The organism is Palleronia pelagia (assembly GCF_900110115.1).
Lineage (GTDB): Bacteria > Pseudomonadota > Alphaproteobacteria > Rhodobacterales > Rhodobacteraceae > Palleronia > Palleronia pelagia.
Window position 1 is genome coordinate 225,427 of the sequence record NZ_FOCM01000003.1, and the last position, 16,095, is coordinate 241,521.

Annotated in this window: 16 protein-coding genes and 1 tRNA gene; 12 read left to right on the forward strand and 5 right to left on the reverse strand. The window is 68.6% G+C overall.

Annotation, left to right across the window (positions count from 1 at the left end; genetic code table 11):
- Window positions 1-51: 51 nt before the first annotated feature.
- The 3 genes from ahcY (at window position 52) to BMX96_RS08075 (ending at window position 2,984) form a co-directional block, all read left to right on the forward strand.
- The gene (gene ahcY, locus BMX96_RS08065) at window positions 52-1,437 is read left to right on the forward strand and encodes an adenosylhomocysteinase (protein ID WP_091845028.1); all 1,386 of its coding nucleotides are present in this window, start codon (window positions 52-54) and stop codon (window positions 1,435-1,437) included.
- Window positions 1,438-1,587: 150 nt separating this feature from the next.
- Window positions 1,588-1,929, forward strand: coding sequence for a DUF2853 family protein (locus BMX96_RS08070; protein WP_073127004.1), 342 nt, complete (start codon window positions 1,588-1,590; stop codon window positions 1,927-1,929).
- A 77-nt stretch (window positions 1,930-2,006) separates the two neighbouring features.
- Window positions 2,007-2,984, forward strand: a complete 978-nt coding sequence (locus BMX96_RS08075; RefSeq protein WP_091845029.1) for an FUSC family protein — start codon at window positions 2,007-2,009, stop codon at window positions 2,982-2,984.
- On the opposite strand, the gene BMX96_RS08080 is transcribed toward BMX96_RS08075, so the two are convergent.
- Both BMX96_RS08080 and tsaD read right to left on the reverse strand, forming a co-directional pair.
- Complete coding sequence (locus BMX96_RS08080; RefSeq protein WP_091845030.1) at window positions 2,981-3,394, reverse strand: EVE domain-containing protein; 414 nt, start codon at window positions 3,392-3,394, stop codon at window positions 2,981-2,983. The two genes, BMX96_RS08075 and BMX96_RS08080, sit on opposite strands and share 4 nt — an antisense overlap.
- The gene (tsaD, locus tag BMX96_RS08085) at window positions 3,391-4,470 is read right to left on the reverse strand and encodes a tRNA (adenosine(37)-N6)-threonylcarbamoyltransferase complex transferase subunit TsaD (RefSeq protein ID WP_091845031.1); all 1,080 of its coding nucleotides are present in this window, start codon (window positions 4,468-4,470) and stop codon (window positions 3,391-3,393) included. Before tsaD ends, BMX96_RS08080 begins: the two co-directional genes overlap by 4 nt.
- Before the next feature lie 165 nt (window positions 4,471-4,635).
- Here tsaD and BMX96_RS08090 point away from each other — a divergent pair, with 165 nt between their 5' ends.
- The 8 genes from BMX96_RS08090 (at window position 4,636) to BMX96_RS08125 (ending at window position 11,738) form a co-directional block, all read left to right on the forward strand.
- The gene (locus tag BMX96_RS08090; protein ID WP_407944662.1) at window positions 4,636-5,238 is read left to right on the forward strand and encodes a uroporphyrinogen-III synthase; all 603 of its coding nucleotides are present in this window, start codon (window positions 4,636-4,638) and stop codon (window positions 5,236-5,238) included.
- 71 nt (window positions 5,239-5,309) lie between these two features.
- The gene (locus tag BMX96_RS08095) at window positions 5,310-6,530 is read left to right on the forward strand and encodes a mitofilin family membrane protein (protein WP_091845033.1); all 1,221 of its coding nucleotides are present in this window, start codon (window positions 5,310-5,312) and stop codon (window positions 6,528-6,530) included.
- An 11-nt stretch (window positions 6,531-6,541) separates the two neighbouring features.
- Window positions 6,542-8,197: a heme biosynthesis protein HemY gene (locus tag BMX96_RS08100; RefSeq protein ID WP_091845034.1), complete on the forward strand. Its 1,656-nt coding sequence runs from the start codon at window positions 6,542-6,544 to the stop codon at window positions 8,195-8,197.
- 50 nt (window positions 8,198-8,247) lie between these two features.
- Window positions 8,248-8,323, forward strand: a tRNA-Thr gene (locus tag BMX96_RS08105).
- Between the two features lie 133 nt (window positions 8,324-8,456).
- Window positions 8,457-8,918, forward strand: a complete 462-nt coding sequence (locus BMX96_RS08110) for a (2Fe-2S)-binding protein (RefSeq protein ID WP_073127016.1) — start codon at window positions 8,457-8,459, stop codon at window positions 8,916-8,918.
- Between the two features lie 2 nt (window positions 8,919-8,920).
- Window positions 8,921-9,118, forward strand: coding sequence for a hypothetical protein (locus BMX96_RS20185; RefSeq protein ID WP_091845035.1), 198 nt, complete (start codon window positions 8,921-8,923; stop codon window positions 9,116-9,118).
- On the forward strand, window positions 9,115-11,109 hold the full coding sequence (locus BMX96_RS08120) for a xanthine dehydrogenase family protein molybdopterin-binding subunit (RefSeq protein WP_407944660.1): 1,995 nt from the start codon (window positions 9,115-9,117) through the stop codon (window positions 11,107-11,109). The genes BMX96_RS20185 and BMX96_RS08120 overlap by 4 nt, the downstream gene beginning before the upstream one ends.
- A gap of 11 nt (window positions 11,110-11,120) precedes the next feature.
- Window positions 11,121-11,738: an Isoquinoline 1-oxidoreductase subunit gene (locus BMX96_RS08125; protein WP_091845251.1), complete on the forward strand. Its 618-nt coding sequence runs from the start codon at window positions 11,121-11,123 to the stop codon at window positions 11,736-11,738.
- Between the two features lie 98 nt (window positions 11,739-11,836).
- Here the strand turns inward: BMX96_RS08125 and BMX96_RS08130 are convergent, their stop codons facing one another.
- Window positions 11,837-13,261 carry an alkaline phosphatase D family protein gene (locus tag BMX96_RS08130; RefSeq protein ID WP_091845037.1) on the reverse strand — a complete coding sequence of 475 codons (1,425 nt, stop codon included), beginning with the start codon at window positions 13,259-13,261 and terminating at the stop codon, window positions 11,837-11,839.
- 93 nt (window positions 13,262-13,354) lie between these two features.
- Here BMX96_RS08130 and BMX96_RS08135 point away from each other — a divergent pair, with 93 nt between their 5' ends.
- Window positions 13,355-14,278, forward strand: a complete 924-nt coding sequence (locus BMX96_RS08135; protein WP_091845252.1) for an NAD(P)-dependent oxidoreductase — start codon at window positions 13,355-13,357, stop codon at window positions 14,276-14,278.
- A gap of 18 nt (window positions 14,279-14,296) precedes the next feature.
- On the opposite strand, the gene BMX96_RS08140 is transcribed toward BMX96_RS08135, so the two are convergent.
- Window positions 14,297-15,262: a DUF808 domain-containing protein gene (locus BMX96_RS08140; RefSeq protein WP_091845038.1), complete on the reverse strand. Its 966-nt coding sequence runs from the start codon at window positions 15,260-15,262 to the stop codon at window positions 14,297-14,299.
- A gap of 96 nt (window positions 15,263-15,358) precedes the next feature.
- Window positions 15,359-16,069, reverse strand: coding sequence for a bifunctional 2-polyprenyl-6-hydroxyphenol methylase/3-demethylubiquinol 3-O-methyltransferase UbiG (gene ubiG / locus BMX96_RS08145; protein ID WP_091845039.1), 711 nt, complete (start codon window positions 16,067-16,069; stop codon window positions 15,359-15,361).
- Window positions 16,070-16,095: the final 26 nt, after the last annotated feature.

The following is a 16,095-nucleotide window of genomic DNA, read 5'->3' on the forward strand; positions in this document are numbered from 1 at the left end:
GGTGGCCCGTTGAGTGCTATGGCGCAGAAAATTTTGCAAAGGATGGTGGACATGTCTGACGACTATGTCGTGAAGGATATCGGCCTGGCCAACTACGGCCGGATGGAGCTGGACATCGCGGAAACCGAGATGCCGGGCCTGATGGCCTGCCGCGAGGAATTCGGCGAGGAAAAACCCCTGAAGGGCGCGCGTATCGTGGGCAGCCTGCACATGACGATCCAGACCGGCGTCCTGATCGAGACGCTGGTGGCGCTGGGCGCCGATGTGCGCTGGGCCTCGTGCAACATCTTCTCGACCCAGGACCACGCCGCCGCGGCTATCGCCAAGGCCGGGGTGCCGGTCTTCGCCGTGAAGGGCCAGACCCTGGAAGAGCACTGGGACTACCTCGACCGGTCGTTCCAGTTCGACGACGGCCCCAACATGATCCTGGACGATGGCGGCGACGCGACGCTGTATATCCTGCTGGGCGCCCGGATCGAGGGCGGCGAGGAATTCGGCGTGGCCACCTCGGAAGAGGAAGAGGTCATCCAGAAGCAGATCAAGAAGCGTATGGAAGCCTCGCCCGGCTGGTTCACCAAGATGAAGGAGCAGATCAAGGGCGTCAGCGAAGAGACCACCACCGGTGTGCACCGCCTCTATGACCTGAAGAAGAAGGGCGGTCTGCCTTTCCCTGCGATCAACGTGAACGACAGCGTCACCAAGTCGAAGTTCGACAACAAGTACGGCTGCAAGGAGTCGCTCGTCGACGGTATCCGCCGCGCCACCGACACCATGATGGCCGGCAAGGTCGCCGTGGTCATGGGCTACGGTGACGTGGGCAAGGGCTCGGCCGCGTCGCTGCGCGGCGCCGGTGCCCGCGTGAAGGTGACCGAGGTCGACCCGATCTGCGCGCTGCAGGCCGCCATGGACGGGTTCGAGGTCGTGCTGCTGGAAGACGTGGTCGCGGACGCCGACATCTTCATCACCACAACCGGCAACAAGGACGTCATCCGCATCGAGCACATGCGCGAGATGAAGGACATGGCGATCGTCGGCAACATCGGCCACTTCGACAACGAGATCCAGGTCGCCAGCCTGAAGAACCACAAATGGACCAAGATCAAGGACCAGGTGGACATGATCGAGATGCCCTCGGGCAATCGACTGATCCTGCTGTCCGAGGGCCGTCTGCTGAACCTCGGGAACGCCACCGGCCACCCGTCCTTCGTGATGTCCGCGTCCTTCACCAACCAGGTGCTGGCGCAGATCGAGCTCTGGAAGAACGGCGGCCAGTACGAGAACGACGTCTACATCCTGCCCAAGCATCTGGACGAGAAGGTCGCCCGCCTGCACCTGGACCGGATCGGCGTGAAACTGACCCAGCTGGATCCCGAGCAGGCCGCCTATATCGGCGTGACGCCCGAGGGTCCGTTCAAGCCCGAGCATTACCGCTACTGAGCTTCAGTCAAGCGACAGTCCTTGTGGGGCCCCGGTATCGCCGGGGCCTTTTCGTTTGCCCATGGGGGCTTTCGCGTCATGCCAAGCTTGACGCACGCCTGTTTTGCCTTCGAAACTGCGCGCGGCACCATAACAGGAGGACAACGCGCCATGGGAAAACGGGATGACCTGATCGAGAAATACGCGGCCGACCTGCGTGAGAAATGCGGGATGGAGCCGGACATGGACCTTCTGCGCAAGGTCACCATCGGCTGCGGCCCGGCGATCTACAACGATGACGCGTCCACCGTGGCCGCCAGCGACACGGAAGAGCTCAACCGTATCCGCGAGAACTTCCTGATGAAGAAGCTGGGCCTGCCCGACAACGACAGCCTGATGGGCGGCATCCAGGAGGTCATCCGCATCTATGGCCGCGAGAACCGCAACAAGTATCGCGCCGTGGTCTACTACATGCTGACCAAGCATTTCGGCCGCGAAGCCGCCTATTCCTGAGCCCCCCTGCGCGGGGGCGCACTGGCCCCCGGGGGAACCGCCCCTAGATCCCGCCTCAGCAATGGGGCGGGACGTGCATGAAGGACGCAATCCGGGGATGGTTTTTCGAGGGTGACGACCCCATGCCGTGGCGCGAGGTGGCGATCACCACGCTGGCCGTGGCGGTGCCGCCCGTTCTTGCCATCCTTGCCTTCGGCCGCATGGGCGCTGTGGCCTTCATCGCCTCGCTGGCCGCGCACCTGTCGGCCAAGGACGAGGGCGTCCTGACCGGCACCGTCGTGTCATTGGTGCTGGTCATTTCGGGACTGCTGAGCCTCGGTGATCCAGACCTGGCGCTGCTCACCGCTGCCTCACTGGGAATAATGACCGGCATCTGCGGGTTGCGCGGCATGGCGCGCCCACCCCTGCGCGCGCTGATCACCTGGACCGTCTTCACCAGCCCGATTCTGCCTGCGACCGAAAAACCGCTGCTGTTCGCGCTGTTCATCCTCGCCATGGTCTGGAGCCTGGGCGTCACCCACGTCTTCGGCCAGAGCCGCACCACCGGCGACGAGGACCAGGAGAGCGCCGAGTACGCGCTGGTCTTCGGCATCGCCTTCGCCGTGGGGCTGACGCTCTCGGTCTATATCGGCGGGCGGTATTTCGGCGATCACGGGTTCTGGTTTCCGCTGACCTTCGTGGTGCTGTGCCTGCCGCCGCACGGGCGGCTGTTCCGGCGCACCCTGAAGCGGACCGTGGGCACCGTGCTGGGCACCGCCGCCGCGGTCGCCGTCGCGCTGGTCAGCGAGGCGACGTGGCTGGTGGTGACGCTGGGCGCTGTCAGCCTGCCGCTGGCCTTTCGGATGCTGCCCTATAGCTACACCATCTTCACCGCGATGCTGACGATCTGCGTGCTGGAGCTTCTGGCGCTGGTCTCGCCCGTCAGCACCCTGGCGGCGGAACGGCTGTACACGATGGCGGCCGCGGCGGCGATGACCTACGCGCTGGGCATCGTGGGCTACGGCGTCCTGATGATCCTGAAGCCCGACGCGGCCAAGACCCTGCGCGAGGGCTAGAGCCCGCCCAGGTCGCGTATCAACTCCCATTCCCCGGGCGTCACGGGCTGCACCGACAGGCGGGAATTCTTCACCAGCACCATGTCGGCCAGCCGGTCGTCGGCCTTGATCTGGTCCAGTGTCACGGGCGTCGGCAGCGGCTCGACCGCCTTGATGTCCACGCATTCCCAGCGGTCGTCGTCGGTGGTGCTGTCGGGATGCGCCGTGGCGATGACCTCGACGATGCCCACGACAGCACGTTCCTTCTGCGAGTGGTAGAAGAAGCCCAGGTCGCCCACCGCCATCTCGCGCATGAAGTTGCGCGCCTGGTAATTGCGCACGCCGTCCCATTCCTCGCCCGCGTCGCCCTTGGCGACCTGGTCGTCCCACGACCAGGTCGAGGGTTCCGATTTGAACAGCCAGTAGCTCATGCCTTCGCCCCCTTGCGGCCGCTGCCCAGCATGGGCGCGGCCTCGGTATCCAGCGGCCAGCGCGGGCGCGCGGCCAGGCTCATGTCGTCGGTCTGCCCCAGGCGGAGGCGTTCGATCCCCGCCCAGGCGATCATCGCCGCGTTGTCGGTGCAAAGCGCCAAAGGCGGCGCGGTGAAGGCGATGCCCCGTTCTGCGCAAAGGTCGCTCAGCCCGGCCCGGATCGCGCCGTTGGCCGCCACGCCCCCGGCCACGGCGAAGGCGGTGGCCTCGGGCATCAGGTCCAGCGCGCGGCGCGACTTGGCCACCAGGATATCGGCCACCGCCGCCTGGAACGACGCGCAGATGTCGTCGCGGGTGGACGCGGGCAGGGTGCCGTCGACCAGCGCCGCGTCGCGGGCGCGCAGCACGGCGGTTTTCAGCCCCGAGAAGGACATGTCGCAGCCGTCCCGGTCCAGCAGGGGCCGGGGCAGGGTGATGACATCGCTGCCACGCGCCGCCGCCCGCTCGACCTCGGGGCCGCCGGGCTGGGGCAGGGACAGGGCCTTCGCGATCTTGTCGAAGGCCTCGCCCGGTGCGTCGTCGATGGTGCCGCCCAGCCGGGTGAACCTGTCGGCGGCCGTCACGCGCAGGAACTGGCAATGCCCGCCCGAGACCAGCAGCATGAGATACGGGAACGCCAGCCCGTCGGTCAGCCGGGGCGTCAGCGCGTGGCCGGCCAGGTGGTTCACGCCGATGATCGGCAGGCCCAGTGCGGCGGCGAAACCCTTGGCGCACATCACGCCCGCCATCACCCCGCCGATGAGGCCCGGGCCCGCGGTCACCGCCACGCCGTCCAGGTCACGCGGCCCGAGATCGGCGGCCGCCAGCGCGCGCTCGATGGCGAGGTCCAGTTTCTCCACGTGGGCGCGGGCGGCGATCTCGGGCACCACGCCGCCGAAGGCCGCGTGCAGGTCGGCCTGCCCGAAGACCACGTTCGACAGGATCTCGGGCGGCTGGCCGGGGGCGTGCCGCACAACGGCCGCGCCGGTGTCGTCGCAGCTGCTTTCGATGCCGAGAATGGTGAGCGTCGTGTCCATGCCGGCCTGTTGCCTTGGAAGTCGCCCGGGCCTACCACTTGGCCCTGCAGCCGTCCATTGTGAAGGAGCCGCGCCATCCCCGCGCCGCCGCTTGTCCTTTCGCGTCCGCGCCCGGCCGCCCTGAGATTCGCCCGCACGGTACGCGGCCTGGGTTTCGGGGGGCCGATCCTGTTCGCGCCCGTGCTGGAGATCGTGCCGATGGCGCCCGGAGACCTGCCGGGGGGCGATCTGGTCTTCACCTCCGAACACGGGGCCATCCGCGCCGCCGCACTGGGCCTGCGGGACCGGCGCGCCTTTGCCGTGGGACCACGCACCGGGGCGGTGGCGCGCGCGCTGGGATTCGACTGCGCCGACGGACCGGGGCAGGCCGCTGAACTGCCGGAATGGCTGATGACGCAGGGCGCCGGGCCGATCCTGCACCTGCACGGCCAACACGTCACCGGCGACCTGGCGGGCGCACTGCGGGAGCTTGGCGTGCTGGCCGAGGCCCGCGTCGTCTATGACCAGGTCTCGCGCGCGCCCGGTGCCGCCGCGATCCGCGCGGCGTCCGGGCCGGGTGCGATCCTGCCGTTGTTCTCCGCGCGCACGGCACGCCTGTTGGCGGACGGATTGGAGCAGGTGGACGACAGCGCGCAGGTGCTTTCGATCAGTTCGGCGGTCGCGCGGGCTTGGCCTTTGGGCGGTGTGCAACATATTGCATCAACGCCCGATGCGGCGGGGATGGCGGCTCTGGTGGCCGCCCTTGTTGCACCGGCAGTGGAACGCTAAGGTCGCGTGACGCTTTGGAAAGCAGGAACAGCCGACCCGTCCGGGCGGCGAGAAGGTGGGAAGACGTTGGCATGACCGAGGCAAAGACCGAAAGCACCGACACGACCCGGGGCGGCGCCGAAGACACCAAGGCCGACCCCACGACCGAGACGACCGCGACCACGACGCCCGAGACGCGGAGCACCGGCAACGATGACAGCCGGGCCGCCCACGAAACCAGCCGCACCCCGTTCGCCACGCTTTTCCTTGGGGGTTTCATCGCCGCCGCGCTGGGATACGGCGCGGCCTATTACGGTGAATTCGGCCTGTTCGGCGCTGGCGAGGACGAAGCGCTGGTCGAGGTTGTCGCCGCGCAGGAAGCCCGGATCGACGCGATCGAGGCGGCGCTGGGCGCCCCCGACGAGGTGACCGAGCGGCTGGACGCCTCGGATGCCGGGCTGACCGAATTGCAGCAGAATTTCGGGTCGCTGGCCCAGAACATCGATTCGCTGGATGAGCGCATCGGCGGGGTCGAGGCCGGTCTCGCCGGTCTTGCGCCGGGCGAAGACGCCGAGGGTCAGACCGCCGGCGTGGACCTGTCTATGATCGAAGACCTCACCGACGCGCAGAATTCGATCCAGGGGCAGCTGTCCCAGCGGATCGACGAGCTTGCCGCGCAGGTCGCGGCGCTCGAGCCGGGGGCGAGCACCGACAGCGTCGCCGCGTTGGAACAGCGGCTGGCCGACCTTTCGGCCCAGGTCGACGCACAGTCCGAGGCCATCGCCGGCGCCGAGACCGCCGCCGAGACCGAGACCCGCCGCATCGCTGCGCAGGCCGCGATCAGCGAGATGCGCGCCGCCATCGAAAGCGGTGCGCCCTTCGCCGATGCCGTGGGCGCCTTCGAGGACGCGAGCGGCCAGGACGTGCCCGAGGCGCTCAGCGCGCCCGCCGGTCAAGGCGTGGCCACCCTGTCGTCGTTGCAGGACAGTTTCGACGCCGCCGCGCGCGACGGTCTGGACGCCTCGCTGGCCGTGACGGCCGGCGACGGCGCACTGTCGCGCATCGGTGCGTTCGTGAAGGCGCAGACCGGTGCCCGCGCGCTGAGCGAGCAAGAGGGCAGCGGCCCCGACGCGGTTCTGAGCCGCGCCCAGGCCCGCCTGAACGAGGGCGATCTTCGGGCCGCGCTGACCGAGCTCGACGCGCTGCCCCAGGAGGGTCGCGATGCCATGTCCGACTGGATCGCCCGCGCCGAGACCCGGCTGCGCGCCAGCGCCGCGCTGGCCGACCTGTCGCCGACTTCCAACGCTAACTGAGGACGATCGTCATGCTGTGGTCCCTTCTGAAGGTCGTTCTGTTCTTCTGTGCCGTCGCCGCCCTGACCTGGGGCGCGGGCCAGTTGCTGAATGCAGATGGCGCCATCCGCGTCGCCGTCGCCAATACCGAATTCACGCTCGGGCCGCTTCAGGCGGCCATCGCGCTGATCCTGCTGATCGTCGCGGTCTGGATCGTGTTGAAGATCATCAGCCTGCTGGTCGCGATCCTGCGGTTCCTGAACGGCGACGAGACGGCGCTGAGCCGCCATTTCTCGCGCAACCGCGAGCAGAAGGGCCTTGCCGCTCTGGGCGACGCCCTGCTGGCGCTGGCCTCGGGCGAAGGCAAGGAGGCGCAGGCCAAGGCCGCGCGGGCGCAGAAATACCTGGATCGCCCCGAGCTGACCAACCTGCTGGTGGCCCAGGGCGCCGAGATGACCGGCGACCGCGCCACAGCCGAGCGTGTCTACAAGGAATTGCTGGCCGAGGATCGCACCCGCTTCGTCGGCGTGCGCGGCCTGCTGAAGCAGAAGCTCCAAGACGGCGACACCGACACCGCGCTTGCGCTGGCCGAAAAGGCCTTCGCGCTGAAGCCCAAGCACGCCGAGACGCAGGATACCCTGCTGCGGCTGCAAGCGGGCAAGCATGACTGGGCCGGGGCGCGCAAGACACTGGGCGCCAAGCTGAAATACGGAACCCTGCCGCGCGACGTTCACAAGCGGCGCGACGCCGTGCTGGCCCTGTCCGAGGCGAAGGACCTTCTGGCCGAGGACAGCACGATCTCGGTCCGCGAGAACGCGATCGAGGCCAACCGCCTGTCGCCCGACCTGATCCCGGCGGCCGTCATGGCCGCGCGGGGCTACATCAGGAACAACCAGACCCGTTACGCGACCCGGGTGCTGAAGAAGGCCTGGGAGGCACAGCCGCATCCCGACCTCGCCGCGGCCTTCGCCGACATCTCGCCCGACGAGACGACGGGCGAGCGCGTGCGCCGCTTCGGCACCCTGACGCGGTTGAAGCCCGACCACCCGGAAACCAAGATGCTGCTGGCCGAGCTGCACATCGCCAACGAGGACTTCCCGGCCGCACGTCGCGCGCTGGGGGACCTGGCGACCTCTCACCCGACGACGCGGTCGATCACCATCATGGCCGCGATCGAGCGGGGCGAGGGCGCCGATGATGCGATCGTGCGCGGCTGGCTTGCCCGTGCCGTGACGGCGCCGCGCGGCCCGCAATGGGTCTGCGACAACTGCCAGACGGTGCACGGCGAATGGGAGCCCGTCTGCGGCAATTGCGGTGCGTTCGACACGCTCAGCTGGACGGAACCCAAGGCCGGGTCGATCTCGGTGCCGAAACAGGCCGAGATGCTACCCTTGGTCGTTGCCGGCGGGTCGCCCAGCAGCGACATCGTGATCCCCGACGCGCAGGAAGAGTCCGCGACGACGACCACCCCGTCCGAGCCGCCGATCCCGTCCGAGCCCGCGCCGGCCGCCGAACCGAAGGCCGAGGAGAAGCCCGCGGCCGAGCCGGCCCCCGAGCCCGCGCCGAAGCCCGATCCCAAGGTCCAGCCGGTCGGCGCCGACGAGACGCCCGAGGCCACGGCGGTGCCCGAAGCCGAGGTCATCGTGCCCCAGGACCAGCGCGACGAGGAAAACGCCCGCCGCCCCTGAATTGCCCTTCCACCGCCGCGGTATCCTTGTTACAGACCGCGCCGGTGGACGCCGCTGTAGCTCAGCTGGTAGAGCACGTCATTCGTAATGATGGGGTCGGGGGTTCGAGTCCCTTCAGCGGCACCACCCGTTTTCACTGAAAATTCTCGGAAGCTGGATCGGCCGAATTCCGATCACTTTTACCGCCGCGCCGCCTGACGAGGGTGCGGCTCGCGCTATGCTCTCCCGCAACCCGCCGCACGCGCCAAGGAGAGCTGTCATGTCCACCACCTTCACCGTCAACGGCCGCGAGGTCACAGTCGACGCAGACCCGGACACGCCGCTTCTGTGGGTGCTGCGCGACGAGCTTGGGCTGACCGGCACCAAGTTCGGCTGCGGCATCGCGGCCTGCGGGGCCTGTACCGTGATGCTGGACGGCATGTCGCGCCGGTCCTGCGTCACGCCCCTGTCGACGCTGGACGGCGCGCGGGTCGAGACCATCGAAGGCGTCACCGGCCCCGAGGCCGAGGTGGTCCAGGCGGCCTGGGTCGATATCAACGTCCCGCAATGCGGATACTGCCAGTCGGGGCAGGTCATGGCGGCCACGTCGCTGCTGCAGATGATCCCCAAGCCCACGGACGAGGAGATCGACAACGCCATGGCCGGCAACATCTGCCGCTGTGCAACTTACGTTCGCATCCGCCAGGCCATCCGCCAGGCCTCGGACAACCTGGAGGCCTGATCATGCTGCCGCACATCGCCAAAGCCGCCCCCCGTGTCGCGACCACGCGCCGGGGTTTCCTTGCCGGGGCCACCGGCCTTGTCATCGCCACCCATCTGCCGGGCAAGTCCCGCGCCCAGGCCGCCCGCGTCGTGACCGAAGGCATTCGGCGCAGCTTGCGCCGAATGCCTTCGTGCGCGTGGCGCCGGACAACACCGTGACCGTTCTGGTCAAGCATATCGAGATCGGCCAGGGCGCGAATACCGGCCTGCCGGTGCTGGTCGCCGAAGAGATGGACGCCGACTGGTCCCAGGTCCGGGCCGAGGCCGCACCCGAGGACGTGACGCTCTACAAGAACCTGGCCTTCGGGATCCAGGGCACGGGCGGCTCCACCGGCCTGTCCAACAGCTACATGCAGATGCGCGAGGCCGGGGCCGCCGCGCGGGCGATGCTGGTCGATGCCGCCGGCCGCCGCTGGGGTGTGCCCGCGACCGAGATCACCGTCTCGAAGGGCGTGGTCAGCCACGAGCGGTCGGGCAACAGCGCCACGTTCGGCGAGCTGGCCGAAGAAGCGATGGAAAGCGAGATACCGGTCGGCGTGCAGCTGAAGGATCCCGCCGATTTCACGCTGGTGGGCACGAAGGTCACGCGCACCGACTCGGCCGCCAAGTCCACGGGACAGGCGACCTTTGCGCTGGATATCTACCGCGATGGGATGAAGACCGTCGCCCTGCTGCACCCGCCGCAATTCGGCGCAACGGTGGTGACGGTCGATGACAGCGCCGCCATGCAGGTCGCCGGCGTCCGCCAGGTGGCGCAGGTGCCCAGCGGCGTGGCCGTCATCGCCGACAATACCTTCGCCGCGCTGAAGGGTCGTGACGCCCTGAGCGTCGAGTGGGACACCAGCAGCGCCGAGACCCGCAGCAGCGCCCAGATCGCCGAGGCCTTCCGCGCCCAGGCGCAGCCCGGCGCCGGCACCCAGGTCGAGGGCAACGGCGATATCGACGATGCGCTGGCCGGGGCTGACCGCACCTTCGAGGCGGAATACCTGTTCCCCTATCTCGCCCACGCGTCGATGGAGCCGCTGGACGGCGTGATCGAGGTGAAGGACGGCGAGGTCGACGCCTGGATCGGGTCGCAGTTCCCGACCGCCGACAATCAGACCATCGCCGGTGTCCTGGGCCTGTCGCCCGAACAGGTACGCGTGCACACGATGTTCGCCGGCGGCTCGTTCGGGCGCCGCGCAACGCAGGGATCCCATTTCGCGGCCGAGCTCGCCAACGTCGCCAAGGCGGGTGGCGACGGCGCCTACAAGCTGATGTGGACGCGCGAGAACGACATGCGCGGCGGCTATTACCGCCCGCTGACCGTGCACAAGCTGCGCGCCGGTCTCGACGCCGAGGGCAACATCACCGGCTGGGACAATCTTGTCGTGAACCAGTCGATCATGATGGGCACGCCGATGGAGGCGATGGCCGTGCAGAACGGTCTCGATCCCACGTCCTACGAGGGGTCGAACGACCTGCCCTATGGCTTCCCGGCCCACCGGCTGAGCTGGGCGCGGGGCGAGGCGGGCGTGCCGGTCCTGTGGTGGCGTTCGGTCGGGCACACGCACACGGCCTACGCGGTCGAGACGTTCCTGGACGAGCTGCTCGAAGCCGGCGGCAAGGACGCGGTCGAGGGGCGTCTTGCCTTGATGAAGGACGAACGCCCCCGCGACGCGGCGGTCCTGCGGCGGGTGGCCGAGATGGCCGACTGGTCGGGGCCCGGCACCGGCGACACGCGCTTCGGCGTCGCCTATGCCCGCAGCTTCGGCAGCTACGTGGCCCAGATCGCCGAGGTCGAGGATCGCAACGGCGTGCCCCATGTGCGCCGGGTCTGGTGTGCCGTGGATTGCGGTGTGGCCGTGACGCCCGACGTGATCGCCGCCCAGATGGAAGGCGGCATCGGTTACGGCCTGGGCCACGCGCTGTATTCGCAGATCACGCTGGACGACACGGGCCGCGTGCGCGAATCCAACTTCGACACCTATCGCAGCCTGCGCCTGTCCGAGATGCCGCAGATCGAGGTTTCGGTCATGGACAGCACCGCCAACCCCACCGGCGTGGGCGAACCGGGCCTGCCGCCGATCGCCCCGGCCGTGGCGAACGCCTGGCGCAGCCTCACCGGCGTGTCGCGCCGTGACCTGCCCTTCGTAAATCGTATGTCCTGAAAGGAATGACCATGAAACCGATCGGGACGCTTGCCCTGGCCGCGCTGCTGGCCGCCGGGCCCGTTTTCGCCGAAAGCCACCAACCCGAGATCGCGACCGAGCTTCAGCCCGTCTCGGCCTTCGAGGATATCGAGAACGACGACGAACGGGCCTCGGCGCTGTTCACCGAGATGGCGAAGGTGCTGCAACACCCGCGCTGCCTGAACTGCCACCCGGTCGAGGGGGGCCCGCTGCAAGGCGACGATATGCAGCCGCACGATCCGCCCGTGGTGCGCGGCGCGGGCGGCATGGGGGCCATCGGGATGCAGTGCAACACCTGCCACGGGGCCGAGAACGTCGCCTTTACCGGCGCCCAAGGCTCGATCCCCGGCCATTCGCCCTGGATGCTGGCACCGCTTTCCATGGGCTGGATCGGCTTGACCGTCCCCGAGATCTGCGCCCAGCTGAAGGACCCCGAGCGTAACGGCAATCGCGACCTGGCCGCCATCCACGAGCACAACGCCGAGGATGGTCTGGTCGGTTGGGGCTGGCATCCGGGCGAGGGCCGCACGCCGGTGCCGGGCACGCAGGAGCAGTTCGGCGAGCTGACCCAGGCCTGGATCGACGCGGGCGCGGGCTGCCCGAGCTGAGTTAGCCGTCCGAAGTTTTTGAAGCGGGCCGCCAACGGGCGGCCCGTTTTCTTTTGAGCGATGTCCGGGACTCGCTTTCGCGTGCCCCGAAGCTTTGCCTACAGCGCCAGTTCCGGCGTGAGACCCGTCTTCTCCAGCGCCCAGGCGGCGGCCCAGACGCCGTCGCGCCGGGTCAGCATCAGGTAGTTGCGTTGCGCGCAGTAGATCCCCGGACGACCGGGCAGCGCGCGCAGACGGATCGGGTGGCCTTTCAAGGGCGCTTCGCCGAACCGGGCCAGCGTGCCCAGCCCGCGCGCGAAGGCCGTGGGCGGCGCGGGATGCGAAATGCCCGAGGCCACGAGCTGATGCAGCGGCCCGCTCGCGGCATCCATCGTGCCGCGCGTGGCCAGGTGGATCTCGCCCGACAGGACCGTCACCGGCGTCTCGGGCCGCTCGTGCCGGTCGAGGATCAGGCGCAGGAACCGCTGCCATTCGGCCCGGTGGGTGCGGCTTTGCCACTGGTCGCGCAGGTCATCCTCGTATTTTTCCATCCGGTGCGTGAGGCCCATCAGCCGCTCGACGATCGACAGCCGCGGCCCCAGGGCGGGGACCGATGACAGCAGGAACAGGTGCCCCGTCGGAGCGCCGGTGATCGCGTCGGTCACGTCATGCCAGGTTGCGTCGTCCATGACCCGTTCGGGCCGCCGGGTGGAGCGCAGGTCGGGCGCAACGAAGCTGACGCCCGGCGCATCCACGCGCCACGACAGGTGCCCCGACCCGGTGGCGACCGGGGGCTGCTCATCGGGCGCGCAGCCCATCTGGAACATCAGGAACGATTCGCGCGCGACCTCGAACAGGGTGCGGCCCACGTCGCTGTCCAGGATGTCCTCGGGCAGCGATCCCCAGCCGTCGCAGATGTCGTGGTCGTCCCACATGGACAGGCTGGGCACGCGCGCGGCGACCGCGGCATAGCCCGCCTGCGCCGACTGGAAGGCATAGCGCAGGAAGAACGCGCGGCGGAGCGCTTCGCGCAGGTCGGCCAGCGTGGAGGCCGACTGGGGGCGGGTGTCGATGTCGGGCCAGTCGCGGCTGATCGGATGCGCCTCGGTCACCTCGTCGGCATAGATCTGGTCGCCGCCCTGGAGCAGCAGGTGCAGCGGCGCGCGGTCGTTGCGTTCAGCCAGCTGGCGCCACATGGCGTTGCGGCTGGCCTCGGGGCGGTCGAGATCGCCATGCTCCTGCCCGTTGCACGAGGTGTAGGCCACGTTCAGGTCGCCGCCCCAGCGGGTGTTCACGCGGTATTCGCGCCCGTCGATCTGGTAGCTTGCGGCCGGATCCGCGGGCAGGCGGAAATCGTATCGCCACATGGTCGCCCCCGCCGCACCGCCCAGCCGCACGGGGTCGACCTGCGTGCCATCGGCCTCCAGCACCGGGGGCTTCCTGCCGTCGTGGCGGACCAGTGTCGCGGCGAGGGTCACGCCCCGTTCGTCGACCTTGCGCAGGTGCAGCATCGGAAGGGTGTCGGGGGCACGGTCTGGCAACATCGCCCTGAGATAAGCCCCCCGCGCCCGCCCGCAAGTGCGCTTGAACCGGCGGTGATCTGGTATACCATTTGCCGGGAAACCGAGGAGGACAAGATGGCAGACAAACCGACAGTCGGCTTTATCGGCGTGGGCTACATGGGCCACGGCATGGCCAAGAATATCCTGCAGGGCGGCTATCCCATGCAGATCAAGGGCAACCGCAACCGCACCCCCGTCGACAGCCTTGTCGGGATGGGCGCGACCGAGGCCGATACGCCCAAGTCCATGGCCGAGGCTTGCGACATCATCCATATCTGCCTGTCGAATTCCCCCCAGGTGGAAGAGATCATCCGGGGCGAGGACGGCATCCTCGCGTCGGGCAAGAAGGGCCTGATCGTGGTGGACTGCACCACCGCCGATCCCGGCTCGACCGACGCGCTGGCGGCAGAGCTGGCCGAGGCGGGCATGACCATGGTGGACGCGCCGCTGGGCCGCACCCCGAAGGAAGCCGAGGAAGGCACGCTGGACGCCATGGTGGGCTGCGACGACGCGACCTTCGAGACGTTGAAGCCGGTGATCGAATGCTGGGCCGGCACCATCAACCATATCGGCCCCGTGGGCAGTGCGCACCGGATGAAGCTGATCATGAACTTCATCGCCATGGGCTACGGCGCGCTTTTCGCCGAGGCGCTGAGCCTCGGGGCGAAGTCCGGTATCTCGCCCCAGACCATCCGCAAGGTCATCGGCGAAAGCCGCATGTCCAACGGGTTCTTCGAGACGTTCATGTCCTACGCCGTCGACCGCAATCGCGAGGCGCACAAGTTCACCATCACCAACGCGCTGAAGGACGTGACCTATGTCGCCTCGATGGCGCAGGGGGCGGGGGTGATGAACCCCATCGGCGCGGCCACGCGGAACTACTACGCCCATGTCGCCGCGCTGGGGCAGGGGGCGGATTACGTGCCCATGGTCGCCGACCACGTGGCCCGTCTGAACGGGCTGGACCTGGCCGACGAGGTCAAGAAGGGCGAGAAATAAGCGCCGGGCTGGCCGGGGTCAGTGGGCCCCGGCCTTGTCCTTGGTGCCGAAAAGGCCGCTGACGGTCTTCACCACCGGCACCAGGATCGCGCCCAGGATCAAACCGATGACACCGTCGAGGAACGCCGTCACCGCCCATTCGACAGCACCGCGATAGCCCGACAGCGCATCGCCCGCGGCGACCGCCAGGTCGTGGATGATGTCGTAGGGCAGGTGCCAGCCCATCTCGTGCAGGCCGTGGACGATGATGTTGCCGCCGACCCACACCATGGCGGCGGTCCCGATGACCACCAGCGCCTTCATGATCCACGGCATCGCCTTCACGATGAACCGGCCCAGCGACCGCGTCACCGACAGCCGCCCCTTCGCGGCCATGGCGACGCCGGCGTCGTCGGCCTTCACGATGACCGCCACCGCCCCGTAAACCGCCACGGTGATCAGGATTCCCGCCGCGCCCAGTACCAGCGCCACGCGCCACAGGCCCATATCCTCGGGCAGGGACGACAGCACGATGGTCATGATCTCGGCCGACAGGATGAAATCCGTCTTGACCGCGCCCTTGACCTTCTTCTCCTCGAGATGCGCGTCGGCCATCTTTTCCTTCACCAGGTCCTCGGCGTGATGATCGGCCGGGTTGATGGCGTGAAGCACCTTCTCGGCGCCCTCGAAACACAGGTAGGCGCCGCCCAGCATCAGAAGCGGCGGGATCGCCCAGGGCGCGAAGACCGACAGCAGCAGGGCGATGGGCAGCAGGATGACGATCTTGTTGAAGAACGACCCCTTGGCGATCTTCCAGACGATCGGGATCTCGCGGTCGGCGGAAAAGCCGTGGACGTATTTCGGGGTGACCGCGGCGTCGTCGATCACGGCGCCCGCGGCCTTGGACGACGCCTTGACCGCCTGCCCCATGACATCGTCGACCGAAGCCGCCGCCACCTTCGCGATGGCCGCCACGTCGTCCAGTAGCGCGATCAGACCGCTCATCCGGCGTCCTCCTTTGCCTGCTCCGGGGTGACATAGCACCGCAGGGCGGCCGCGCAATGCGAGGGCCGGTACGGCGGGCCAGGTGGCTTGGGGCGATCAGCCCGGCTTGCGCGCCCATCCCATGTAGATGACGGCGGTCGTGGGCACGCGGCCGAAGACCGGATCCAGCCGCTTGTTTAACCTGCGCGGCCCCAGCCCGGTCGTCTCGCGCGGCGCGAGCCCAGCCCGTTTCAGCAGGGTGTCGAGCTCGGCGGGCTTGATGAACATATCGGGGTCGTGGGTGCCCTTGGGCAGGATGCGCAGCACGTCCTCGGCCATGGTGATCGCCGCCAGGCGCGACACGGGGTTGCGGTTGAGCGTGTCGAACAGGAACAGCCCGTCCGGGCGCAGCACGCGCGCCACCTCGCGCAGGGTCTGCTCGACGCTTTCCACGTGCTCCAGCACGTCGACGCAGACCACCGCGTCGAAGGCGCCGTCGTCGTAGGGCAGCGCCTCGCCCTTGCCCACGTCATAGCGGATGTCGCGCCCGCCCTGCTCGGCGTGTTGCCGCGCGGCCTTGATCGAGTCTTCGGCCGGGTCGATGCCCGTGACGCGCGCACCGCGATCGTCCAGCGCCTCGGCCATGAAGCCCCCGGCGCAGCCCAGGTCCAGCACCTGCTTGCCCTGCCAATCGATCAGCCGGTCGAACCACGACAGACGCCCCGGCACCATGTTCTTTAGGGTGCGCACCCAGCGGATGTCGTCCGACCACCATTGCCGGGCGAAATCGTCGTAGATCTGCAGGTTGTTGCGTTTCGTTTCGGCCATGTCCGCCCCTTCGATCCTTCGCCGCA